Origin of the sequence: Roseovarius sp. D22-M7 (assembly GCF_037083785.1) — a bacterium.
Taxonomy (GTDB): domain Bacteria; phylum Pseudomonadota; class Alphaproteobacteria; order Rhodobacterales; family Rhodobacteraceae; genus Roseovarius.
Genome location: NZ_JBAPKY010000053.1, coordinates 1 through 22,950, shown reverse-complemented (window position 1 = coordinate 22,950; position 22,950 = coordinate 1). Strand labels below are relative to the sequence as shown.

Genomic DNA, 22,950 nt, shown 5'->3' with positions numbered 1-22,950 from the left:
ACATTGACACATGAGGGGCACGCGAAGCGGCTACCGGCCTTGAACGCGACCTCGAAATCCGATCTGCTTCATGGCCGCGTCAAACGCCACATCATCGACATACCACGGCGCCTCCAGCCCAAGCGCCATCGTGAAAAGGCTCGTCTCCGGCTCCATTCCGCCCTCCATCTTTGAGAACGGCCGAAGGCTACTCAAAAACCACGTGCAGGCCAACATCGCCCGGCGCGTCCGTCGCTGCGATGGTTGAGGTCTACGCGCCGGACGCGCCTACCGGACGCACAAAATGTAGCCCCCGCTCAAGCCTCAGTGAGCCCGGCAACCCACACGGATCGAGAAGGGACCGAAAGTGGCCGCCAAACGCCGCTTACAATTCCCTTGTTCGAATTTCGATTTCTTGTGTCAGAGCAAGGTTCAGTAATTGACCTGCTCAAATCCGTAGGCTCCCTTGTGATCCTCCCAGTCGACGAAGACGGCACGAGCCCGGATGCTCGGGCAGGTGGCCCCGAAGCCCTTGTCGCCCTGAAAAGCTGGCGGTAGCTCATCCGGAGACGCAGGGCGCCACCGAAACTGCCCCATGCTGTCGTATGAGCCATGTCGAATGTGACTCCAACGGCGGCATTGCTCATTTTCACCGATCTGACGTTGCGACAGAGAGGCGTCAAAGACATCAATTGAGCGGATGAACGCGAAGGCCGAACCGCTGACATCGATATCGGCTCCCTGCCCGACGGATTGCGCGAGGTATAGCGTCTCGCGCTCGGGTGTGAGGGACCATGACGAGACCGGCTGGAAGGCGGAAAGCTGCGAGAAGCTTTGAACAGGGGTCAGGCTTTGGAAGGCTGTGCGCATAGGGCAGCGCCAGATCTGCAAAGGAGGCTCCACCGGCCAAGGTGTGATGCGCCGTATGAATTCTGCGCGCGCACGGGTGCAAGGAACTGAAGATGGCCAGCCTCCGGCGAGACACAGAAGGATCGCACAATCGATCTGGTAGCCTTGCGCGGCTGCCGGTTTCGGGGCGCCCGGCAGAAAGCCGAATAAGATTATCGTGGCGGTCGACAGGAGCCGGTTCAAAGGATTGCCTCACCACAAAAAGTTGGTCCTACAGCGGCAGATATCGTTGATGTCGTGGCAGCCGCCACGATGGCATCAAGATGCTTCATATTATGGCCTCCATCCATAGTGGTACATCGATCCAATGCACTATTATTGATACCAAGAAGATTGTACTATGGGCGCCGTGCAAATTTCAGCTTGTCCGCTTATTTGCCTTTAGTAGCTCGTTAAGCTTCTGATATTATTCAGAAATTATATTGACTTACAGTCGTGGCATGACTTCAAGATAGCTGCTTGAAACCCACAAAATCAGCACTTGCTCACTTCAAGGCACGGAAGAACTTGCCATGATCCTCACGGAGCTTGCGGGCTTCCAATAAGGCGCGGGCGCGCTCCGTTTCCGGGCAAAGGAAATCGGCCAGAACGTCGACAATCTTGGCTTCGAAGTCCGCCAGGAACAGATCAGCGTACTTACGCATACCGTCTTGAGACCAAGGTGAAAGCGGCCGCTCGGTGGAATACAATCGGCGGACGTAGACCCTGTCGGGCTTCCACGCATGACTGGCAGCAGTAACAGTGCGTTGCACGCATAAAACAAGCACAGGGCAAAACTCCTTTGCCGCCTTTAAGATCATCGTTTCGTCAGTTATCACTTTTATCAGAGCAAGACAAACTTTGTCAATACAATAATATTTTCTTGCTATCATAAATGTTGTTTTGTATCGACCACGGTGTTGCGACCCGTGGACCTGATACTGCACCAAGGCAGAAGAAGGACCCGAAGCGGATGGCCCATATAGAAGAAGCCCCAAATGTGGTTACAGAAGACGGATTGCGCGGCTTGCTTGCCGACGGCTACCTCCTTGAGGTGGTTTGCAAAGAGGGAGCGGGGAAGCGTCACAACAGCTGGTACGGTTCGTGGGTCATCCGCGCCGTTTCTGCGGATGGGCGGGACGACAAAATGCTCGTCACCAGCCGAAGCGTCCTCAAGCTGCGTTATTTCAAGACTGTCGTTGGCCTTGTCAGCTTCCTTGCCGACATGGGCTGTACGACAGCAAGTATTCCGCTCAGTGAAGGTGGCCGTGAGCATCACGCCGCTCCCGGCCCTATTTCCGTGCCGCAGAACGGAGCGGCTCAGGTCAAGGACAGCTGATCGCGCACTCGCGTTCCTCGTTGCCTTGGGTGCAAGCGTTTGTTCCGCGCCCATGGCCTTGGCCGATAGTTTCATTTTCTCAGTTGGTCCGGATGGTCGACTGATTTCCATTTCTCAGGACACGAGCACTCTGCGTTCCTTCCCAGCCGCAAAAGAGGCGACCACCCGCCTTTTTCTCTTCGCAGAACCGCGTGAGCAGGAAGCCCCGACAGAGGCGATCCCGGTCCTGCGTGCCTCCCCTGAAACTCTTCATGCGATCGAGACCGCAGCTCTGCGATATGCGGGAGATGGCGCTTTGCGTCGCGCGGGGCTCTCCGTCACTGACTGGGCGCTCCTTTACCGCGCCAATATCGAAGTCGAGAGTGCTTATAACCCTTCAGCACGAAGTCCTGCAGGCGCAATTGGCCTTGGGCAACTCATGCCGGACACTGCCCGCGATCTCGGCGTTGACCCGCACGACGTTGCCCAGAATCTCGACGGATCAGCACGCTACCTGCTGATGATGCTCGACCAGTTCGGCGAGGGATCGCTGGCTCTTGCTGCATATAATGCCGGCCCCGAGGCGGTTACGCGCCACGGCGGCATTCCCCCCTTTCGCGAAACCCAAAGGCATGTGGCCCGTGTGACGGCCGTCTTCCAGCGGCTCAGAGGAGACCTTCCATGATTTCGAGCAACAGTCAGAGCGTGCTCCGCACGCGGGTATTTACCGCACTTGGCGCAATGGCCCTCATCGTACTGGCGGGCCCGGCGCTCGCGCAGAGCATCGACCTTTCGCCGGTGCAGACATTACTACAAGGCATCGTCGATGCGATCACAGGACCCTTGGGTATCGTGATCGGCACACTCGCGCTGATCGGCGTGTTTCTCTCCTGGCTCTTCGGCATTCTCGACTTCCGGCAGGCGCTCTGGGTAGTGGTGGCGATCGCTGGCATCGCTGCGGCTCCCACTATCGTCGCAACCATCTGGACACCCTGATAAGTGCCCATGGCTTGCCAGTCTCGTGTGTTCATCGGCCTTCTAAGGCCACCCAAGCTGATGGGGCTGCCGATTATGTATGCCATGGTCTGGCTTTTTGGGTCGACGCTCTTGTTCCTCTGGGTGCAGAGCTGGGTGGTGGCCGTGTTTGCGGGACTTGCCTGGCCCGCGCTGTGGAAAGCCGCGGACTGGGATCCGAACTTCCTCGACGTGTTGGTGATCACCTTGCAGGAAACCCCACCCACATTGAGGCGCAAGCGTCATGGAGGCGACAGCTATGCCCCGTGATGATGTTGCTGATCTGGACGCGGCAGGGCTCGATCCGCTGACAGCGCTGCCAGACTGGATCAAAGGCGAGAAGCGGCTCTCTGCGATGCTGCCCTATGTCAGCCTCGTCACCGACCGCACAATCCGGACGCGTGGCAACGAGCTGATGCAATGCATCCGGCTTGAAGGGGTGAACAGCACTACGGGCGAGGCCGCATATCTCGATCGGATCGGCGGCCTCTTGGCTGGGATTGTCGCACAGGTCGGGACGGAGTTTTCCTTCTACCTGCACAAGGTCTCGAAAGCGGTCGATGTGACCTTTCCGCCGATTCCGGGAGAGGGTTTCGCGGCCGCCGTCGATCAGCGCTGGCGCACCCATCTCGGGCAGGCAGGATTGCGCGACAAGACGCTGACTTTGACAGTCCTCAAGCGCCCCGAGACCGGTAGCCGCCTGCCATTCGGTCTAGGAGCATCGCAGGCACGGCTCGCGGCCGATACAACCCGGCGACTGCGCAAACTCGACGAGGTTGCAGGATTCCTTCTGTCCTCGTTCGATGAGTTAAAGCCCCGCTTACTTGCGGCCAGCACGGGTGAGCTTCTGGGCTTTCTTGGTTCGCTCAACACTGGCGAGGAGCATCCGCTCTTTCCGCGCTCGCGTCTTGGCGTGATCGCAGAAGACGTGGCCAATACCCGCGTCACCTTCCGCGGGACCACGATCGCGCTCAGCGATGGCGCCGTGGGCTCGAAACTCGGCACTATTTTCGCGGTGAAAAACTACCCCGCCAAAACCGAAAGCCTCATGCTCGACGAGCTGAACCTGCCCGTGGACATGGTGGTTACCCATTCCTTCGTGCCGATCAACGCCAACATCATGGCGGGCCGGATCAAGCGGCAGCTTCGACTGATGCAGGCCGCCAATGACGGTGCTGTCAGCCTCGCGCAGGAGCTGGAACTGGCCCAAGACGATCTGGAATCGAAGCGCCTGATCTTCGGCGAGCATCATATGACCGTCGCGGTCTATGCCCGAGATCAGGCATCCCTCGACGATATTGCCGCCGAAATCCGCAACATTTCTGCCACCTCCGGCATCAACCTGATCTCGGAAGCCTTCGGTACGCGCGCGCATTTCATGGCGCAGCATCCGGGCAATACCGGCGCGCGCAGCCGGAAGGCCGCGATCACGAACCACAACTTCGCCGACCTCGCCACCTTCCACCGTACGCCACTCGGCAAGACGGGGCGTGAAGTGCCCTGGGGCGTGCCAATCACTATTTTCCCAACGCCGGAACGCAGCGGGTTTTGCTTCAACTTCCATGAGCAGGGTGCGCCGGACCGTGAACCCACGGGCGGTCACACGCTGATCTTGGGCCGTCCCGGTTCGGGTAAATCCGTGCTTGCTGCCTTCCTCATGACCATGGCCCGGCGCACGGGTGCGCGGCTTTTCGTCTTCGACTACCGCGCCGGCATGGAGATGGCCGTGCGCGCCCTCGGTGGTAGTTATTCAACCGTGCGTGCCGGACGGCCCACGAGCCTCAATCCGCTGCAGACCGAGATCGACGCCCGGGGCCAGGCTTGGCTCGCAGACTGGCTCGCAAGCCTTCTCGAACGCCGCGCCCGGCCGCTGACCCCGGTGCAGACCAACCGGCTGCAGGAGGTCGTGCGCCAAAATGCCACTGCCGGGAATGCAGGCCTGCGGAACTGGTCGGACTTCGCCTCGCTTCTGGTCTCGACCGATGACGAGGGAGATCTTTACGAGCGCATGCAGGAATGGACGGCCGAGGGGCGTTACGGCTGGATCTTTGGGGCGAACGCGGAAGATACCTTCAGCATCGACGGCGATGTCGTCGGGTTCGACCTGACCGGCATCCTCGATTCCGAAAGCGAGCGGGAGCGCATGGCGGTGCTCTCCTACCTCTTTCGCCGAGTGGAGCGGGTGATCGAGGACCGCAAGCCTACGATCATCGTGATCGACGAAGCCTGGAAGGCGCTCGACAATGCGTATTTCGCAGAGCGGCTCAGCAACTGGCTGGTGACCGCCCGCAAGCAGAACGCCGTGGTCGTCATGATGACCCAATATGCGAGCCAGCTCGAACGCACGCGCACCGGAAAAACCATCGTGGAGGCGGTGCCGACGCAAATGCTCCTGCCCAACATCCGCGCCTCCGCCGCAGACTACGCGATGCTCGGTCTGACAGAGAAGGAACTCGATGTTCTCTTGGGTGTCGGCTCGGCCTCGCGACTGGTGCTTGTGCGTGATGATCGCGGCGCCGTGGTGATCGATGCCGATCTCAGCGCGCTCGGCCCTCTCGTGACCATCCTTGGCGGCATGGAGAAGGGCGAAGCTCTTGTCGGTGCCGATTATCGTGACCGCCCTGATTTCTGGAAAGTGACATGATCCATACCCTGACCCGCAGCCTTGCGCTGATCGGTCTCAGTCTGACGCTGACGGCTTGCGCCCAACATGAGCCCGCGCAGGCGAACTGCTTCAACTTCCGTGGTTCTCCGGCTCAAGCCTCGTCCGCCACGACAAGGATCTCCACCATGGGGGCAGAGGTCACACGCCATGGCACCGCCTGTGATTTCGTGATGTTGGGTGCAGGCGGCTGATCAGATGCGGAGCTGGCTTCTCCTTTCGATGGTCGGCCTCGCGCTTGCAGGTCCCTATGCGGGGCTGGCCGACGCACAGGGTGTACCAACCTTTGACCTACGGCTCTTCGCCGAACGGCAGGCGATCCTCGATCAGACCGACCGCGATCTGGCACTGCAGCAGGACCGGCTGAGCCGGGAAGCGGAACTGGCCGAGATCGAACGCCGGCAACTCGCGTCACTTGAGGGGCTGATGGGCGCCATGTCGTCAGGATCGGGCGATGTCGCGGGTACCGTGGCAAAGCTTGAGACAGGGAAGGGGGCCGCTGATGGCGTCGAGAGTGCAGCGGCCAGTCTCTACGCCCCCAAAGACAATAACTCGGCCGCGACCCGGATGTTCGGCGATGCACAGGACGGGATCGAGGAGTTGATCATCCGCGCGGCCCGCGCAACCCACGGCCTACCAGGTGTGAGTCAGGCAGGGCTGTCGCTCGTGCAGTGGCGCTGCCTTCTGCAGGCGCTGATCTGGCAGGAGAGCCGCTTCCAGATCGGGGCGCGCTCACCCGTCGGAGCCTTCGGTCTCACCCAGATCATGCCCGCAACCGCGAGCGATCTCGGTATCAATCCTGCCTATTACGACGACCCCTGGCTGCAGGTCACTGGCGGCGCGCGATATCTCGCGCAAATGCTGAACATGTTCGCCGGCGACATCATCCAGGCGCTCGCGGCCTATAACGCGGGCCCGGGCAACGTGCAGAACTACGGGGGCGTACCGCCTTTTGCGGAAACCCAGCACTACGTCGTCGTGATTCCACAGCAGTACAACAGCTATCTTGCAGCCGTCGGAGGCATTGATGCGCTTGGCACCATCGAGCCGGTGCTCCTTGCCAATGCGAGCTTCAGCCTCTCGGCCCATGGCGCGGGCGTCTATGGCGACTATTCGCTCGTCTCGGTCCGGGCAGCCGCACTGCGGGTCCAAGATATCATCATCCGCATCGGTGAGACCGAAGACCTGCACGAGGCGTTCGCGCTCAACACCTATGCCCGCGCCGAGCTTGCCCGGCTCGTGGCGATCCGAACCCGCATCAAAGCCGCACGAACCGAACCGCTGAGCGCCGGGCGGATCACCTTGGCGGCGGCCCAGGCAGTCGAACGGCAATACATGGATTTCAGTCAGGAGTATTTGCGTTGACCCCGCGCCTGCCCCATTCCCTTGTCACCGGCGCCGCGGCCCTGGCGCTTGCTCTCAATTTCACCGGGCCTGTCGCGGCACAGGGCGTGCCCACCGTCGACACCCAGAACATCGCCCAGGAAATCCGACAGCTTCAGCAGATGCTGCAGGATTTCGGGATCCAGACCGATCTTCTCGACAATGCCCTCGAGCAACTCAAAATGTTGCAAAGCCAGCTCGATCAACTGAACGAGATGTATGCCTCCCTCACAGGGCCGCGCAGCATCCTCGGCCTCGCCATGGGTGGCGACCTGGACAACCTGCTCGAGGTCAGTTTCGAAGATGTTCCTGGCTTGATACGAGGCATTCAGGCGGGTGACTGGAGCGGTCTCATTGGCCCCAATGCAGGCCCCATGCGCACGCAGATGGAAGCGGCGCTGGCCAGTGCCGGGTTCGATGAGGCCTCGCTGCGCGAGATCGCCACCAGCGGCCATCCCGGCGCCGAAGGCGTGGCCACGCGGGCAGTCACGGGTGCCGTCATGTCCGCCGCCGCTCAGAACAGCCACACTGAGGCCGGGCAATCCCTCGAGCGGGTTGAACGCCTGGTCGAGATGATCCCGGACATGGAGGATCTGAAAGCCTCCATGGACCACAACACTCGCGTCACGGCGGAGCTTGCCATCGCTATGACACGCATGTGGGAGTTGGAGGCGATCCAGACCCTTGGCGCCGGCAATGCGGGCGTGGTCGATGCCGCCACCGTTGCCGAAGAGCGTCGCTACATGGACTTCACCCTGCCGGAGCTTCGACAGTGAGCGGGGCAGTGGGGATGAGTACGCGCGAACTCGTGGAAGAGGAGCTCGTTTATGGCGCCCTGCGTCGTGAGCAACTGTGGCGGATGATCGGCCTTGGCGGGGCAGGTTTCGGGGTGGTGGGATGCCTTGCAGCGGCCGCTGTCGCCCTGATGGTCGAGGCACCCCCTCCGGTCGTCGTGCCTTACGATCCGGAGACTGGGATGGCGCTTCCTAATGCCACGGTCGAAACCATATCGCTTGCCGAACGACCCGCCGTGATCGAAGCGCAAATCTACCGCTACATTCTTGACCGAGAGATCTATAACCAGCTCGACAACGATCTGCGCGTCCGCCGAGTACTGGCACAATCCATGGGTTCCGCCGAGGCCAGCATGCGCGCCACGTGGACCTCGGGACAGGATAGTTATCCACCGACGCGATATGGCCCCTCGGCGGAGATGGCGGTCGAGATTGCCTCGATTATCCTCATTGGAGAGAACCGCGCCCAGGTGCGCCTCAGAAAACGCTTATCCAGCCCGCAGGGTGTGCAGGATGGATCGTTCACCGCAACGCTGATGTTCGATTTCCAGCCTGAGCAGACTCGTGCGATCGACGAGATCTGGCAAAACCCCTTCGGTTTCACCGTCACCCAATATGCTATCCGATCGGACCGTTCCGAATGACCCGTTTCCGTGTCCCTACCCTTTTGGCCGTCAGCATTCTGACGCTTGCCGGGTCTGTCGTACTCGCCGAGACCACGCCGCGCCCCGGCTACCATGACAATCGTGTCCGCGTGGCGACCTGGATCGAAGGGCAGGTTTATCGCGTTGTCACGACCCTGACCCGTGTGACCACCGTCGAATTCGGTGAGGGTGAAACCATCCGTTCGATCATCGCGGGTGATACCGTCGGCTTTCATTTCGACGGCGTACCCGGCGGGCGGGCCTTCGCCATCAAGCCGACAGGCTCGGGTGTGGCCACCAATATCACCGTCTATACCAACCGCCGCTCTTATTACTTCCATGTCGTCGAAGCGCAGGAGACACCCCATTACGTGGTGCAGTTCCGCTATCCTGAAAGTCGTGTTCAGCCCGCACGCGCGGTTGCGGCGGAAGCCCCAAATGCGAATTATGCGGTCAGCACGCGGGAAGAGTTCACCCCCACATCCATCTGGGACGATGGCACTTTCACCTATTTCCGCTTTGCGCGAAACGCGCCGCTACCGGTGATCTTTCGATACTCCAAGGGCGGGGAGCGGGCAGTGAACAGCCAAGCCCTAAGTAACGGCGTGATCCGTGTGTCAGGCGTCAACCGGCAATGGGTTCTCCGCCTTGGTGAAGACGTTGTCTGCGTTGAGGACGCGAGCAAACAGGCCGCATCATGACGCAGGACACCGAAGACCTTGCCGCCCGACTTGCGGCGATCGAAGGCACCACAGGTAAAGCGCAGGCAAGCAAACGCCCGTCTCCGCTCGCAGTAATTCTTGGAACTGTAGGGATCGCGGCCGTGGGCGGCCTCGCTTGGGCTTCGCTGCGATCGTCCCCAGAGCCTGCTATGGCGACCGCGGCCCCCGAGGAGTTCCAGACTGCCGGACCCGGGTTTGGGGACTTGGCGCCCATGACCGTTGCGCAACCGGCACCGGTGCCCACCGTGGAAACCGGTCCGAGCGAGTCCGAGCTTGCATTGATGGAAATCCTCGCAACCTTGAGGGCGGAACTCAAGGAACTGCGCGCGCGACCCACCGAGACCCCCGAAAGCGGGGCCGAACAGGCCATCGCCGATCTCACGGTACAGATCGCATCTCTCCAGGAAGCATCTACGGAAGCGCAGCGCGCCCTCGAGCGTCAAGTGACCGAACGCGACCGCGAACTTGACCAGTTGCGCATGGATCTGGAACTCGCGCGACTGGCGCCGCCAGAGCCCACTTCATTGGGGCCAAATGAAGAAGACCTTCAGCTGGCTGAACTTGAACGCAGGCGTGCAGCCGAGGCTGAGGCACGAGCGAAGCGTATCGCGTCACCGATGATCGCGTTTTCCGGAATGGGGGCAGGAACGGACCGTGAAAGCATGCTTGAAGAAGCGCGCCTGAATGCCGACGAAGCCTTTGTGCGCACCGGTGCGCGGCCTGCGCCCATGACACGGGCCGAGGTGATCGTGAACCCGGCCAACACGGTCGTGCAGGGCACAATGATCCAGGCTGTGACCGAGACCGCCCTCGACAGCACATTGCCCGGTACGATCCGGGCTATCGTTTCGGAAGACGTACATTCCTTCGACGGCTCGCGCGTTCTGATCCCGCGCGGCGCCCGCCTCGTTGGGCGCTACCGCTCCGATGTGGCACTTGCACAATCGCGGGTGATGGTGGCTTGGGACCGGATCATCCTTCCCGACAACCAGACCGTGGACATCAGCGCTTTCGGTGGTGACGAACTTGGCCGCACGGGCACGACCGGGTTCGTGGATACCCGCTTCGCGCAGCGCTTCGGCTCGGCCGCGCTGATCTCATTGATTGCAGCACTGCCCGCTGCGGCAGCGGGCCAGATCGATGACGAAGCAGCTGCAGATGTGACCAGCGATGTCGGCACCGACCTACGCGACAGCACGCAAAGCGTGATGCAGGACTATCTGAAAATTCGTCCCGTGCTTCATGTTGACCAAGGCACGCGGATTACGGTGATGGTTGACCGCGACCTGGAGATCTTCTGACATGGCGGCAAGCTATCTCGAGGCATCGCTCGATCGGCTGGGCGCGATCGTCAAGTGCTGTGACACGATCGAGGTCTGTATCAACCCAGACGGACAGATCTGGGGCGAATTCCAGGGCGATCACTTCATGAAGGGGCTTGGCACCCCGCTGAGCCAGACCGAAATCAAGGATCTCGGCAACCAAATCGCTTCAGCCGCCTCGACGACTCTCAGCACCAAGAAGCCCATCGTCTCGGTCTCGATCCTTTACCGCGACCGACCGATCCGCGCGCAAGTGATCCAGCCCCCCGCAGTCGAGGGCGGATTTTCCATCTCGTTGCGCTTCTTCTCCTCTCTGCCGTTGGAAGCGATCAGGCTCGGGTTCCTCTATGGCAAGGAACGCAGCCTCGAAGGCTTGCGCCGGGAACGGAATGCAGCGCTGCGCGATGTGGTGGCCTCCGACGACATCGGTGCAGCCTTGCGCTTCTGCGTCGAGAACAAACTCAACATGATTATCTCGGGGGGCACCTCGACCGGCAAGACGGTGGCCGCGCGCAAGATCCTCTCACTGGTCCCGCCCGAAGAGCGGATCATCACCATAGAGGAAGCGGCCGAACTGCGCCCCGAACAGCCGAACGCCGTGACCCTGATCGCGGATCGGGATGTTGAGGCGCGCAGCGCCGATGTCCTTCTCGCCTCGACGCTGCGCATGCGACCCGACCGGATCGTGTTGGGAGAGGTCCGCGGTCGTGAGGCCATGACCTTCCTCGAGGCGATCAACACCGGTCATGGCGGCTCGCTGACCACGCTCCACGCAGAAACCCCGCAACTTGCTATCCGCCGTCTCGCCATCGCCGCCCTGAAAGCGCAAGTGCCGATGACCTATGCCGACATGGTCGACTACATCGAGGGCTCGATCGACGTGATCATCCAGGCAGGCCGCCATAAAAGCGCGCGTGGGATCACCGATTTTTTCCTACCTGATCAGACGAAGGATTTGAGCCTCGACAGTATCGACGACAGAGGCAAAAAGCGCCCCTTCTTCGCCGCTGAATAGAAAAGGAACACCCAGATGCGAAAGCTTTTCATCGCACTCATGCTTGCCACCCTCGCGGGGCCGCTCGCAGCACAGATATCTCCGCAAATGTCGGGCGACCTCACGGTCAACATGTCACCCCACCAATACCGGATCTGCAATGATCGCCCGGCGCGGCCGACCTGGATGGATGAAATCAATCCCCGCGAGGCGTATAAGGCACGCTCCATGATGCGGCTCTATGAACTGCGTGCGTGGGAAGCGATCAAGGCATCAGGAGACTGTAGCTGCGCGGTTAGATTCCCATCTTGGAACAGCGCCTTGGAAGAGTACAATAGACGACTAGTTACACTGACCCAGGCTGAACACACTCAGGTTAGGCTTGAACTCCGAAGCCAGCAAAACCAGATCGCCGGCGAAATACGGGACATCTGCGAAGCCCAAGGCAACTGGTAATGGGCGTCGTCAGTTGGATGGTAGGAACTGCCGACGGGTTTCTTGCCGATGCGGCCGAGTCCCAGTTCGGGGCCATGGCAAGCAATACCGGTACGATCATCCTGCTGATGGTCACTATCTCGCTGATCGGTGTCTGTATCAACATGGCTTTCCAGTTCCGCAGCATGGATGGCGCGAGCTTCTTCTGGTACTTGATCAAGCTGACCTTGATCGGATTGTTCGCGTTCAACTGGGCGAACTTCAACGCGGTCGCTAATGCCGTGATCGGCGGTCTTGACTACGTCGCAGGAGCACTGATTTCATCAGTCGGTGGCGGCGGAACTGGGGCAACTTACTTTGCAGCAGAATTTGATGATCTGATCAATGAATTCAGCCAGTACCTGAACGCAATTGGCAGCAACCTGAACTGGATGACGGGTGCGATCCTGGGCGGGATCGGCCTCATCCTATTGAGCCTGCTCGGTTTCATGACTGGCATCGTGCTTATCTTCGCGAAGATGATGCTGACTCTGATGCTTGGCCTTGCCCCGATCATGATCGCCCTGTCGCTTTTCGACGCGACCAAAGATTTCTTCCATAGGTGGATCTCGACCACGATCAGCTACGCCTTCTACCCCATCGTGATTGCGGCTATGTTCTCGACCGTCATCGGCATGGCCAACTCGCTCCTTGCTCAGATCGGCGATCCGAACTCCGCGACCAACATTGGCTCGCTCCTACCGTTCTTCGTGATGGTCTTCCTAGCGAAGGGGTTCGTCGCGGCGACGCCTTTGATCGTGCGCGGGATCTCGGGGAACCTCATGATGGCAGCGACACCCGCTGTTGTTGCTGGATCGACCGGAGTCCTGAGGGGTCTGTTCAATACAGCAGGCGTGAAGGGTAGAGAGCGGATAGGGGCGCTCACCACCGGCGAAGCGATTGGGCGCGGGACCGTACAAGCGCCGGCTACCATTCGGATGGTTGCTACGACTGCCAGCGCGCAGGTGGTCAGGATGGCGGAGCGGGCGAGGCGGTTGGCAAAGTAGGAATTGATTAGCTTTCTCTCGCAAGGACTTCCACCAAGAGTCAAAATGCGGGATCTTTTGGACATCCGGCGTGTCACACTGCGCTACCCAAGCTGAACCGCCCCGGGCTCCTGAGAGAGGTTTTCGTTCAAAACTTAAGCGGCAATTTCAACAGCGCTCATCTCTGCATGGAACTCATCCTCCATTTCTTGCGGCGGTTGGTGGCCTATGGCGCTGTGTAGCCGCTCGATGTTGTACCAGCTGACCCATTGCAGGGTCTCCCATTCAACCTGGCCCATGGATTTCCACGGGCCGAGGAAGTTGATGACCTCGGTCTTGAACAGGCCGATAATGCTTTCGGCCAGAGCGTTGATGCTCCTCCTATGTTTGTCAAGCGGCGGGTGCCCGGGCCGCTGGGGCGCACAGGGCGCGGTATATTTCGCGCACGATGTACCGCTTGATGCAGCGTACGATTTCGCGTCGCGTTTTTCCTTCTGCTTTTCGCCGCGCTGCGTAGGCTTGGGTTGTGTGATTGTCGCGCATGCGTACGATGGCCACGCGATAGACCGCAGCGTTGGCCTGTCGGTTGCCTCCGCGGTTCAGGCGCATCCGGTTTGTCTTGCCGCTTGAGGCTGGGATGGGGCAGACGCCACAGAGCTTGGCCAGCGCGGCTTCGGACTGGATGCGGTCGGGGTTGGAGAGTGTCCGGTCTTCTGTGTAACTGGGATTTGGTCCATGCTTCCTGAGAGGAGCAAGGACGATGACAATTTCCAAGGAACTGCTGGACGAGTTGCTGAAGGGCTGCGAGCGGCCTGAGGATCTGCTTGGCGATGCCGGGCTGATGAAAGAGCTCAAGATCAAGCTGATGGAGCGAATGCTGGGTGCTGAGCTGACCGCGCATCTTGGCTATGAGGATGGCAAGGACGCACCTGCGGGACAGGCCAACCGGCGCAACGGGACCTCCTCCAAGCGGCTGAAGGGGCAGGACGGCGAGGTGCCGATCGCCGTGCCGCGCGACCGCGATGGCAGTTTTGAGCCTGAGTTGGTCAAAAAAGGCCAGACCCGGATCGACGGGATCGACGACAAGATTGTCGGGCTCTATGCCGCCGGTCTGACGGTGCGCGACATCCGTGCGCACCTTGAGGATGTCTATGGCCTGCAGGTCTCGCCAGACCTGATCAGCCGGGTCACTGATGCGGTGCTGGACGAGGTCCGGGACTGGCAGTCCCGGGCGCTGGACCGGATGTATCCCATCGTCATTTTTGACGCGCTACGGGTCAAGATCCGCGACGCCGACAGCCGCATGGTCAAGAACAAGGCCGTTTACGTGGCCCTGGGCGTCACCCGCGACGGTGTGCGGGAGATTCTGGGCCTTTGGATCGCCGACAACGAAGGTGCCAAATTCTGGCTGTCGGTGATGAACGAGTTGAAGAACCGGGGGGTTCAGGACGTTCTGATCGCGGTCGTGGACGGTCTCAAGGGCTTCCCCGAGGCCATCACCGCCGCCTTCCCGGACGCCACGGTCCAGACATGCATCGTGCATCTGGTGCGCCACTCGCTGAACTTCTGCGCCTGGAAGGATCGCAAGGCAGTCGCCGCCGATCTGCGTCTGATTTACGGCGCTCCGACGGCCGATCAGGCTGCTGCCGAGTTGGACGCTTTCGAGGAAAAATGGGCCGGGAAATATGCCTCGATCGCCCCGGCGTGGCGGCGGGCGTGGCAGGAAGTGATCCCGTTCTTCGCCTTCGACCCGGCCATCCGCAAAATCATCTATACGACGAATGCCATCGAGAGCCTGAACCGCGTGATCCGCAAGTCGATCAAGACCCGCGGCTCGTTCCCGACCGAGGAGGCTGCGACCAAGCTGATCTATCTGGCGATCCGCAACTTCGAGAAAGGCGGCAGGAATGTCCGGGAATGGTTTGCGGCCCGGAACCAATTCACTATCATGTTCGACGAGCGCTTCAATGCGTGACCGTATCTGAAACCCGCATGGGCCAGCCCAGATACACAAAGTTCAGGACACTCCCCGGGGTTGTCCCCCACGAGGATCAGCATCTCGGCCACGGTCACCGCGACACTCACTCCTTCCAACATCAACTTGCGCCAACGATACAGAAGATTTGGCGCCACGCCATTGCGGCGCGCGACGGCTGAGATGCTCTCGCTGCCGTCCAGCGTCTCTTCGACGATCCGCAGCTTTTCGGCGGAACTCCAGCGGCGACGGCGGCCACCATCCGTGATGATTTCAACTTCAGACATGAGCACGTGCTTAGGGATATGCCTAAACCTCCTGGTTCAGGCCCAGGTGTCCGGTCGAAAATGGGGCCAGTTCACTCAGGTCGCCGAAGGATGGCAGACAAAATAAGCATGAGCACTATTCACACGTGGCGTGGAGAAATGGAGCAGGGTATTCTCTTCAATACTTCTACAAACATCGAACCAAGGCTGCTATCTCATGACCCCGGCACATCGAGTAACCCGAAGATTACGCAACTGGCGCCGACGCGGGCTTCGCCAAATAAACAACCGTGCCGGCGTCTACCGGCAAAAGGTGTTCTGCGTCGGTCGCAACAAGACCGGCACGACAACCATGACCACCGTCCTCACGGATTACGGATTCCGCATGGGGCCGCAGCGCGAGGCCGAGCGTTTCGTGCATGACCATCAGTGGAACATGCAGCCGTCATTCTGGGAGTGGGTGGATGCCCACGAGGCGTTCCAGGATGTTCCCTTTTCCAATACATGGTTCCTGCCCGAACTTTATGCACGCTACCCGGATGCGCTTTACATCCTGAGCGTGCGCGATCCCGACGACTGGTTTGAAAGCCTCACCAAGTTCCATTCCAAGATATTTGGGTTGCAACGTGACGCCGAGCGCGCTGAGCTCATTCGCGGACTACGGGACAATACCTATGTCGCGCCGGGATTTCTCTATGCTCACCAAGTAAAGCAATTCGGCCTGACGTCGGATGATCAACTGTATGATCGCGATTTATACATTCAGAATTACGAAGAACATAACGCACTCGTGCGCCGCACCATTCCCGGCGGGCAGTTGCTCGAGATCGAAATCGGGAACCACCGCGACACCTCCGCCATTTGCCAGTTTCTGGGTATGCCGGCCCCATCGCTCATGAAGCGGCCCATGCCCTGGAGGAACCGCCGCAACTGACGCGGCAAGAAGACGGCTTGAATGAACGCGGCTTTGAAGGCAGAGGTCGAAGCTGAAGCAACAGAGGCAGGACAGAATGCAGGATCGCATTACCGAAGTCGCGCGTGATGCCGACCTCGTTGCGCTGGCCAGCACGGCCGGGGCCCCGGTAACATCATTTGGTACTGTGCGCACGGCCCCTCCGGTCGCCACGCCCATACCCTTCATAGAAAACAAGATCTATGACTTCGAAAGGATGTCGGATCTTCTGTCGCTGTCGATCATGCAGAACCATCACGCAAATGGCGGGCCGGTTTCAAGACTTCTGGAGACCATGGTCGCGTTTCTGACACGGCAGCCTGATCAGAGGCGGGTGATCGCGGTCTCCAATGGCACCACCGCCCTGCACATGGCGTGCGGGCTGCACGCGCTGAAAGCGCGGATGCCTGATTTCAGGTGGGTGACAAGCGCCTTCAACTTCTTCTCCGCGCGCGTCGGCTCCCTGTCCGGGGCCCTTGTGGTCGACTGCGACGCGCGTGGCGGGTTTGATCTGGATGCGCTCCGGGATGTGCCGCCGGACAGCTATGATGGGGTCATCTACACGAACGTGTTCGCCCAGCAATCCGATTGGCAGGAGGTTGCCGCCTTCTGCGCGCGTTATGGTAAGAGCCTTGTGGTGGACAATGCGACCGGTCTTCTTGACCGTCCGCAAGAGGCCCTGCGCCCGGGCAGTCCTATCGAGATCATTTCAGCCCATCACACCAAGCCCTGGGGCGTCGGTGAGGGCGGATTCCTGCTCTGCGATGCCGAAGACGAGGCCACCTTGCGTCAACTGACCAATTTCGCGGCCCTTCTTCCCGACGAGGCCGCGTTCGCTTCATCCAATTACAAGATCAGCGATCTGTCGGCGGCGGCGATCATCGACCGGCTGGAGCGGATGCCGTCCTGGATGCCACACTATGTCGCGCAGCAAGAGCGGATGCACGCGCTGATGACGGACGTGGGTACAGACATCAAACCTTTTCTCGGCAGCACCACACCCCGCTCGCCGCGAGCGCACTCGCCGTTCCTGTGCCCGGCACCGGTGGATGCAAGCCGCGTTCCCGGTGCAGTCACATTGCGCAAATATTACAAACCATTGCCCGCGCATGGGCCGACCCCCAACGCAGACGATCTGTTCGCGCGCATTTTCAGCTTGTCGAATGCCCCCGAGATGCAACTGGCCTCCAATGAAGAGATCAAGGCACAAGTACGCGACATGATAGAGCAGGCTAAAACTACGGGAGGCAATTTCTGAATGTCGCAACTGGACGAACCAATTATCCTGTTCTGCTCGGAACGCTCTGGCAGCAATATGATTGCCAAGATCTTCGATGCCCATCCGGAAGTCTCGGCGCCGGGTGATAGTCATTTGTTCGCGGTCATGAGTGAGTGTGCCTGTCGCTATAGGCCCGACTCGGACGATCTGCGCTGCGCAGTACTCGAGCTCTTCGATGCCAAGGTTAGCGAGTGGGTGATCGATACCCGTATAGACGTAGATCGTGTCGCACTCCTGTCGGACCTGACGCATGCCGGCGAGATGGCCGCGGCGCTTTACGCCGCCGAGGCCCGCGCCGCCGGCAAGCCGCACGTCATGACCAAGGAAAACTCCGCTTTCCGCTATCTTCCCATGCTCATGGCCCAGAGCACCCGTCCCCGCATCCTTTTCATGACGCGCGATCCGCGCGACATGGCCTTGTCCTGGAGGAACGGGCCGGTGATGCGCGGCGGCGTTCTGCGCGCCACCGACCGCTGGTGCCACGATCAGCAGGGCAGCCTCGAGACGCTCGCGCAACTGGGGCCAGAAACACCCGTCGCCACATTGCGCTACGAGGACGTCCTGAGCGACCCGGAGGGGCAGTTGCGCCGTGTCTGCCGCCACCTCGACCTTCCGTTCTGCGACGACATGCTGCGGTTTTCCGAACACAGCTCCAGCGCCCGCACCGATGCCAAACGTTCATCCATGTGGTCAAACCTCGACAAGCCGATCCTGTCGGGCAATGCGCAGAAATTCCGCCGCGAACTGGATGACGATCAGATCGCCTATATCGAGGCCGCGACCGCGCCATTGATGGCGGCCTTCGGCTATGCGACGGCGCGCCCCGGCCGGCCCGAATTCGGCCGATTCGACACGCTCGACGCCCTGCGCGACCATCTCGCCATCTCCGAGCCGCATGATAAGCCCGCCTATCGCGCCCTGCCTGCCGAGGAACGCGCCCGCTTCGAAGGCTGGTCTCAGCTTGTGGCGCGGATGCTGGCCCGCCCGCCGCTACCGCCCGCCATGCGGGCCCTCGAGGCGGCATGACCGCCCCGCCGCCTCGCCGGGTCGCCATCATGCAGCCCTACCTGTTCCCATATCTGGGGTATTTCCAGCTTATCGCGGCGGTCGATGAATTCTGGCTGCTCGATACCGTGCAGTTCATTCAGCAAGGCTGGATGAATCGCAACGCCCTTCTGGTGAACGGGCAGCGGACGCTTTTCACCATCCCTGTCAACAAGCGCCCCCGCCTCGATACCATCGCCAACAAGGTCTACGCACCAACCGCGACCCAGGAGTGCACCAGGCTGGTGAAGACCCTGAGCCAGTCCTGTGCCGGGGCCGTTCATGTCGAGACCGCGCTCTCGGTCGTCGGGGCGTTCGCGCAGCATCTCGAACGGACACCCGAGCCGGCCGATTTCACCACGGCGACCGAAACCGCCCTGAAATCGTGCCTTGACGCGATCGGCCTCGCTACCCCGATCCGGCGCATCTCGTCGCTAGGGCTCGACGACAGGCGTACCGGGCAGGACCGCATCATCGCCGCCTGCCAGGCCATCGGCGCGCGGAATTATGTCAACATGATTGGCGGGCGCGATCTCTACGCGGCTGAAGCTTTCTCAGCCAACGGGCTCGGCCTCCGGTTCCTGCGGCCTGTCCTGCCGAACTACGACCAGGGGCTGGCCGCGTTCGAACCCGGCCTGAGCATTCTCGATGTCCTGGCGCATGTGCCACCGGAAGGCATTCGCAAGATGCTCGACGCGGCACAGATCGTCGAAGCTCCCATTGAAAAATCGATCTGATCCGAAAAGGCGGTGTACTGATTTTGGCATCGTGGACCGCATGGAACGAAGTGAGCAGACACCGTCATGCATAGTGAACTCAGAAACGTGATGACAGTCTCCCAAGAGGCGGAGGCAAGAACAAAAATGAAATCGGAATTCGAGCTGTTCTCCGACCCTCTCCCGACGGAGGCCGACTTGTTCACGATGTGGGGCGATAGCCATGAGGTGATTGTGTCCATTGCCTGTGCAACCTTCAATCATGGCAACCTTCTGAACGATGCGATCAGGTCGTTCCTGTTGCAGAAAACTGGTTTCCGGTTCGAAATCGTCATCCGCGATGATGCGTCCACCGATGGCACGCACGATCTCATCGCGTACTACATGCAGCACTATCCGCGTATCGTCAGGGCGCGGATCTACAACGAGAACCAGTTCAAGCTTGGACGGCGCCCAGCTGATGACTGGATCGAGCTGACCTGTGGAAAATATGTTGCGCTTTGTGAAGGTGATGATTTCTGGATCGATCGGGACAAGCTGCAGGATCAGGTCGCGCAACTCGAACGGCACCCCGACTGCGTGATCTCTGTTGCAGGCACTCTTCGGTACAATGTTCTGGATGACGAGCGAAAAGAAACGGGGCTTTTGGGGTATGAAAGGATATATTCCATGTTCCCCCCCAAATACCATCACACGTCCACGCTTGTGATCGAACGTGAGGCCCTCGGAAAGACAACAGCAAAGCAGAAGAAGTATAACCTTTACACCGATATGATGCTGCGGCGTTTCTTGGTGGATATTGGAAAGTGCATATGCCTACCCAGAACGGTCTCTGTCTATTGGATAAATGGCAAGGGGATGTGGTCATCCCTTGGGGAAGAAAAACAGATAAAGGATCGAGTTCTCAATCGAGCGGGCTTGATCAAGGTCATCGGATGGAGGAACAAGCTATCTCTCTTGCCCGATGTGTTCTACTATTGTGCAAGGTATTTCCCAATTGCCTTTCGCAACAAGGAATGGGGTTTTGTCGCGGCTTGTTTCATACCATTTGGCATGACAAAGGCGCGCAACCTGTCGCGACGGCTGATCCGCGTACCTAGTATAAAATGCGGAAAATGACTTTGTGCGTATCTATTTCTCAGGTGGGCGTGATAGAATGATGACTTGGGCTATTCACTGGAACGAAAAACGGCTGTGCTGAAGCGGATGCTGCCGCCGAACGGCATGACCATTCGGCAATTGTCGCAGGAGGAAGGCATCTCGGAGGCGACGCTTTATGACTGGCGCGCCAAGGCGCGGCGCAAAGGGCAGCTTCTGCCCGATGCCGATGCTGGGCCCGAGGGATGGTCGTCGGGTGACAAGTTCGCGGCGGTGCTCGAAACCGCTGCCTTGAACGAGGCTGATCTGGCCGAATACTGCCGCAAGCGCGGGCTTTATCCGGCGCAGATCGCGGCTTGGCGGGCTGTGTGCGAGCAGGCGAACGACTGGGAGCGCAGCAGTACGGCCCGGATCGGCCAAGCGACGAAAGAGGACAAGAAGCGGGTCAAGAACCTGGAGCGGGAGCTGGCCCGCAAGGACCGTGCATTGGCCGAAACCGCAGCGCTTCTGGTTCTCAGAAAAAAGGCGGCAGCGATCTGGGGGGGCGACGAGGACGCATGCTCAGCACCTCAGATCGCGAAACCGCCGTTGTTCTGATCGACAAGGCCATTACCGCTGGCGCATGCCGCATCAAAGCCTGTGCGGAGCTGGAGCTCAGTGAGCGCACCTTCAGGCGTTGGACCAATGACGGTCAGGTTCACGCCGATCGGCGCCCCCTCGTGCCGCGCCCGGAGCCGGCTAACAAGCTGAGCGAAGCTGAACGCGCTGCCGTGCTGGAGGCTTGTAATTCAAAGGAATTTGCAAGCCTTCCGCCGAGCCAGATCGTGCCGAAACTGGCCGACCAGGGGCGGTATTTGACGTCGGAGTCCAGCTTCTACCGCATCTTGCGGGCGGATGGGCAGCAGCATCACCGGGGCCGGGCCAGGCCACCGGCCCGGAGCAAACCGCCCGCCAGTTACAAGGCCTGCGAGGTCTGGACTTGGGACATCATCTGGATGCCGGGGCCCGTCGCCGGCATGTTCTTCTACCTCTACCTGATCGTGGACATCTTCAGCCGCAAGATCGTGGGCTGGGAGGTCCATGAGCGCGAGAGCGCAGATCTGGCGGCGACCCTGATCCGCAGGCGGTGCTGGCCGAGGGCGGCATCACGCGCCCGCTGGTGCTGCACGCCGACAATGGCAGCCCCATGGCTTCAGGCCGCCCGCCGCGACCTCGCCCTCGAAGCCGCCCTCGCAAAGCTCGACAAGTTCGACCTGATCATTCTCGACGACATCACCTACGCCCAGAAGGATCAGGCCGAGAGCTCCGTGCTCTTTGAGCTCATCGCAAGGCGCTATGAGACCAAAAGCCTCGCAATCGCCGCCAATCAGCCATTCAATGGCTGGAACAGGGTCTTTCCCGACCAGGCCGTCACCGTCGCCGCCATCGACCGGCTCGTCCACCACGCCACCATCCTGGAAATGAACGGCGACAGCTATCGCAGGCGCACAGCCGCCGACCGACAATCAGCAATGGCTGACACCGGAACGACAACCTCCAGCGACAACCTCGAAATCGAAACCAGCGACAACATGAAGGAGAAAAACGCCGACTAATCGATCCGATCGCAGCGGCCAGAACCGGCCAGCGTGGTTGTCGGCAGCGGACAAGGAGGTTGACGCTTTACACCCGCATGATCGCCTGCCGACTGACGCTCAGCTTCGCGTTGGGATTGATCATTTTCTTGCGCTCGGCAACAGACCCGCCTTGCCGAGCGCGCCGGACAAAAAATCGTTCTCCAGCGTCAGCTCTCCGATCTTCGCNCTTGCGCTCGGCAACAGACCCGCCTTGCCGAGCGCGCCGGACAAAAAATCGTTCTCCAGCGTCAGCTCTCCGATCTTCGCATGCAGGGTCTTCACATCGATCAACGGTTCCGGCTCAGCTTTCACGCTATCGCCGAACACCCCGGTCGCACCTTCGAGCAGCTGGTCGCGCCACTGCTTGATCTGGTTGGGATGAACGTCGAAATCCTGCGCCAGCTCGATCAGGGTCTTCTCGCCCTTGATCGCGGCAACCGCCACTTTCGCCTTGAATGCCGGGCTGTGGTTCTGGTGCGGTCGTCTTGCCATGGTCTTCTCCTTGCTCGCAGCATCATGCCGCTGTTGCACGGAAAATCCACCTATCCCGGCTGTTCAGATTTCCGGAACCACCTCTAACAACGCGGCCGAGCGCGCCATGCGCCCGATCATCCTCAGAGCGGCTTCTCAGGGATGCTGCGCCTGCCTCCAGAAAGCTGTCGCGCCAACCGCTCAGATAGGCGCCCGGGGTTCACTTGGATGGCATGATGTGGCGGCCGCGCGCTGACCACGGACGGAAGTATCCGTGTTGATCAAGCGGTTTTCGGGGTCCACTTGCGATTAGCTTTGACGAGCGCATTTGCCATTTCGATAAGTTTACGCAT

At 60.3% G+C, this 22,950-nt stretch carries 26 protein-coding genes and 2 pseudogenes; 22 read left to right on the top strand and 6 right to left on the bottom strand.

Annotation, left to right across the window (positions count from 1 at the left end; translation table 11 throughout):
* Positions 1 to 411: 411 nt before the first annotated feature.
* Both V8324_RS17685 and V8324_RS17680 read right to left on the bottom strand, forming a co-directional pair.
* Positions 412 to 870: a hypothetical protein gene (locus V8324_RS17685; RefSeq protein WP_336421240.1), complete on the bottom strand. Its 459-nt coding sequence runs from the start codon at positions 868 to 870 to the stop codon at positions 412 to 414.
* A 503-nt stretch (positions 871 to 1,373) separates the two neighbouring features.
* Positions 1,374 to 1,688, bottom strand: coding sequence for a hypothetical protein (locus V8324_RS17680; protein ID WP_336421239.1), 315 nt, complete (start codon positions 1,686 to 1,688; stop codon positions 1,374 to 1,376).
* A gap of 152 nt (positions 1,689 to 1,840) precedes the next feature.
* Between V8324_RS17680 and V8324_RS17675 the strand changes: the two genes are divergently transcribed.
* The 14 genes from V8324_RS17675 to V8324_RS17610 are packed head-to-tail and all read left to right on the top strand — an operon-like array spanning position 1,841 to position 13,201.
* The gene (locus V8324_RS17675; RefSeq protein ID WP_336421238.1) at positions 1,841 to 2,206 is read left to right on the top strand and encodes a hypothetical protein; all 366 of its coding nucleotides are present in this window, start codon (positions 1,841 to 1,843) and stop codon (positions 2,204 to 2,206) included.
* 52 nt (positions 2,207 to 2,258) lie between these two features.
* Positions 2,259 to 2,870 carry a lytic transglycosylase domain-containing protein gene (locus V8324_RS17670; protein ID WP_336421237.1) on the top strand — a complete coding sequence of 204 codons (612 nt, stop codon included), beginning with the start codon at positions 2,259 to 2,261 and terminating at the stop codon, positions 2,868 to 2,870.
* The gene (locus V8324_RS17665; RefSeq protein WP_336421236.1) at positions 2,867 to 3,181 is read left to right on the top strand and encodes a TrbC/VirB2 family protein; all 315 of its coding nucleotides are present in this window, start codon (positions 2,867 to 2,869) and stop codon (positions 3,179 to 3,181) included. The genes V8324_RS17670 and V8324_RS17665 overlap by 4 nt, the downstream gene beginning before the upstream one ends.
* 9 nt (positions 3,182 to 3,190) lie before the next feature.
* Entirely contained in the window at positions 3,191 to 3,469 is a 279-nt protein-coding gene (locus V8324_RS17660) for a type IV secretion system protein VirB3 (protein ID WP_336421235.1), read from the top strand.
* Entirely contained in the window at positions 3,459 to 5,843 is a 2,385-nt protein-coding gene (locus V8324_RS17655; protein WP_336421234.1) for a type IV secretion system protein B4, read from the top strand. The genes V8324_RS17660 and V8324_RS17655 overlap by 11 nt, the downstream gene beginning before the upstream one ends.
* The gene (locus V8324_RS17650) at positions 5,840 to 6,055 is read left to right on the top strand and encodes a hypothetical protein (RefSeq protein WP_336421233.1); all 216 of its coding nucleotides are present in this window, start codon (positions 5,840 to 5,842) and stop codon (positions 6,053 to 6,055) included. The genes V8324_RS17655 and V8324_RS17650 overlap by 4 nt, the downstream gene beginning before the upstream one ends.
* Positions 6,056 to 6,059: 4 nt before the next feature.
* Positions 6,060 to 7,226: a lytic transglycosylase domain-containing protein gene (locus tag V8324_RS17645; protein WP_336421232.1), complete on the top strand. Its 1,167-nt coding sequence runs from the start codon at positions 6,060 to 6,062 to the stop codon at positions 7,224 to 7,226.
* Positions 7,223 to 8,020, top strand: a complete 798-nt coding sequence (locus V8324_RS17640) for a type IV secretion system protein (protein WP_336421231.1) — start codon at positions 7,223 to 7,225, stop codon at positions 8,018 to 8,020. Before V8324_RS17645 ends, V8324_RS17640 begins: the two co-directional genes overlap by 4 nt.
* Positions 8,021 to 8,034: 14 nt before the next feature.
* Positions 8,035 to 8,682 (top strand): type IV secretion system protein, encoded by a 648-nt coding sequence (locus V8324_RS17635; protein ID WP_336421230.1) that lies wholly within the window; start codon positions 8,035 to 8,037, stop codon positions 8,680 to 8,682.
* Positions 8,679 to 9,383 carry a TrbG/VirB9 family P-type conjugative transfer protein gene (locus tag V8324_RS17630; RefSeq protein WP_336421229.1) on the top strand — a complete coding sequence of 235 codons (705 nt, stop codon included), beginning with the start codon at positions 8,679 to 8,681 and terminating at the stop codon, positions 9,381 to 9,383. The genes V8324_RS17635 and V8324_RS17630 overlap by 4 nt, the downstream gene beginning before the upstream one ends.
* Positions 9,380 to 10,705 (top strand): TrbI/VirB10 family protein, encoded by a 1,326-nt coding sequence (locus V8324_RS17625; protein WP_336421228.1) that lies wholly within the window; start codon positions 9,380 to 9,382, stop codon positions 10,703 to 10,705. The genes V8324_RS17630 and V8324_RS17625 overlap by 4 nt, the downstream gene beginning before the upstream one ends.
* A gap of 1 nt (position 10,706) precedes the next feature.
* Positions 10,707 to 11,741 carry an ATPase, T2SS/T4P/T4SS family gene (locus tag V8324_RS17620; RefSeq protein ID WP_336421227.1) on the top strand — a complete coding sequence of 345 codons (1,035 nt, stop codon included), beginning with the start codon at positions 10,707 to 10,709 and terminating at the stop codon, positions 11,739 to 11,741.
* A 15-nt stretch (positions 11,742 to 11,756) separates the two neighbouring features.
* Positions 11,757 to 12,176 (top strand): hypothetical protein, encoded by a 420-nt coding sequence (locus tag V8324_RS17615; protein ID WP_336421226.1) that lies wholly within the window; start codon positions 11,757 to 11,759, stop codon positions 12,174 to 12,176.
* A complete protein-coding gene (locus V8324_RS17610; protein ID WP_336421225.1) occupies positions 12,176 to 13,201 on the top strand; it encodes a type IV secretion system protein in 1,026 nt (341 codons plus the stop codon). Before V8324_RS17615 ends, V8324_RS17610 begins: the two co-directional genes overlap by 1 nt.
* A gap of 134 nt (positions 13,202 to 13,335) precedes the next feature.
* Here V8324_RS17610 and V8324_RS22475 read toward each other — a convergent pair whose 3' ends face one another.
* Both V8324_RS22475 and V8324_RS17605 read right to left on the bottom strand, forming a co-directional pair.
* A complete protein-coding gene (locus tag V8324_RS22475; protein WP_442970566.1) occupies positions 13,336 to 13,554 on the bottom strand; it encodes an integrase core domain-containing protein in 219 nt (72 codons plus the stop codon).
* 16 nt (positions 13,555 to 13,570) lie between these two features.
* Positions 13,571 to 13,954: a transposase gene (locus V8324_RS17605; RefSeq protein ID WP_336421224.1), complete on the bottom strand. Its 384-nt coding sequence runs from the start codon at positions 13,952 to 13,954 to the stop codon at positions 13,571 to 13,573.
* Here V8324_RS17605 and V8324_RS17600 point away from each other — a divergent pair.
* Entirely contained in the window at positions 13,941 to 15,155 is a 1,215-nt protein-coding gene (locus V8324_RS17600; protein ID WP_336421223.1) for an IS256 family transposase, read from the top strand. The genes V8324_RS17605 and V8324_RS17600 overlap by 14 nt on opposite strands.
* A gap of 95 nt (positions 15,156 to 15,250) precedes the next feature.
* Here the strand turns inward: V8324_RS17600 and V8324_RS17595 are convergent.
* Positions 15,251 to 15,460, bottom strand: a pseudogene (locus tag V8324_RS17595) (transposase); the annotation flags it as partial.
* Positions 15,461 to 15,638: 178 nt separating this feature from the next.
* On the opposite strand from V8324_RS17595, the gene V8324_RS17590 reads away from it, so the two are divergent.
* The 7 genes from V8324_RS17590 (at position 15,639) to V8324_RS17560 (ending at position 22,105) form a co-directional block, all read left to right on the top strand.
* On the top strand, positions 15,639 to 16,355 hold the full coding sequence (locus V8324_RS17590; RefSeq protein ID WP_336421222.1) for a sulfotransferase: 717 nt from the start codon (positions 15,639 to 15,641) through the stop codon (positions 16,353 to 16,355).
* 76 nt (positions 16,356 to 16,431) lie between these two features.
* Complete coding sequence (locus tag V8324_RS17585) at positions 16,432 to 17,631, top strand: DegT/DnrJ/EryC1/StrS family aminotransferase (RefSeq protein WP_336421221.1); 1,200 nt, start codon at positions 16,432 to 16,434, stop codon at positions 17,629 to 17,631.
* Positions 17,632 to 18,678 carry a sulfotransferase family protein gene (locus tag V8324_RS17580; RefSeq protein ID WP_336421220.1) on the top strand — a complete coding sequence of 349 codons (1,047 nt, stop codon included), beginning with the start codon at positions 17,632 to 17,634 and terminating at the stop codon, positions 18,676 to 18,678.
* Positions 18,675 to 19,433: a WbqC family protein gene (locus tag V8324_RS17575; RefSeq protein WP_336421219.1), complete on the top strand. Its 759-nt coding sequence runs from the start codon at positions 18,675 to 18,677 to the stop codon at positions 19,431 to 19,433. Before V8324_RS17580 ends, V8324_RS17575 begins: the two co-directional genes overlap by 4 nt.
* A gap of 66 nt (positions 19,434 to 19,499) precedes the next feature.
* Positions 19,500 to 20,531: a glycosyltransferase family 2 protein gene (locus V8324_RS17570; protein ID WP_336421218.1), complete on the top strand. Its 1,032-nt coding sequence runs from the start codon at positions 19,500 to 19,502 to the stop codon at positions 20,529 to 20,531.
* A gap of 45 nt (positions 20,532 to 20,576) precedes the next feature.
* Positions 20,577 to 21,107, top strand: coding sequence for a transposase (locus tag V8324_RS17565; RefSeq protein WP_336421217.1), 531 nt, complete (start codon positions 20,577 to 20,579; stop codon positions 21,105 to 21,107).
* Entirely contained in the window at positions 21,068 to 22,105 is a 1,038-nt protein-coding gene (locus tag V8324_RS17560) for an ATP-binding protein (RefSeq protein WP_336421216.1), read from the top strand. Before V8324_RS17565 ends, V8324_RS17560 begins: the two co-directional genes overlap by 40 nt.
* 196 nt (positions 22,106 to 22,301) lie before the next feature.
* Here the strand turns inward: V8324_RS17560 and V8324_RS17555 are convergent.
* Positions 22,302 to 22,618 (bottom strand): annotated as a pseudogene (locus V8324_RS17555) (transposase); the annotation flags it as partial.
* Positions 22,619 to 22,950: the final 332 nt, after the last annotated feature.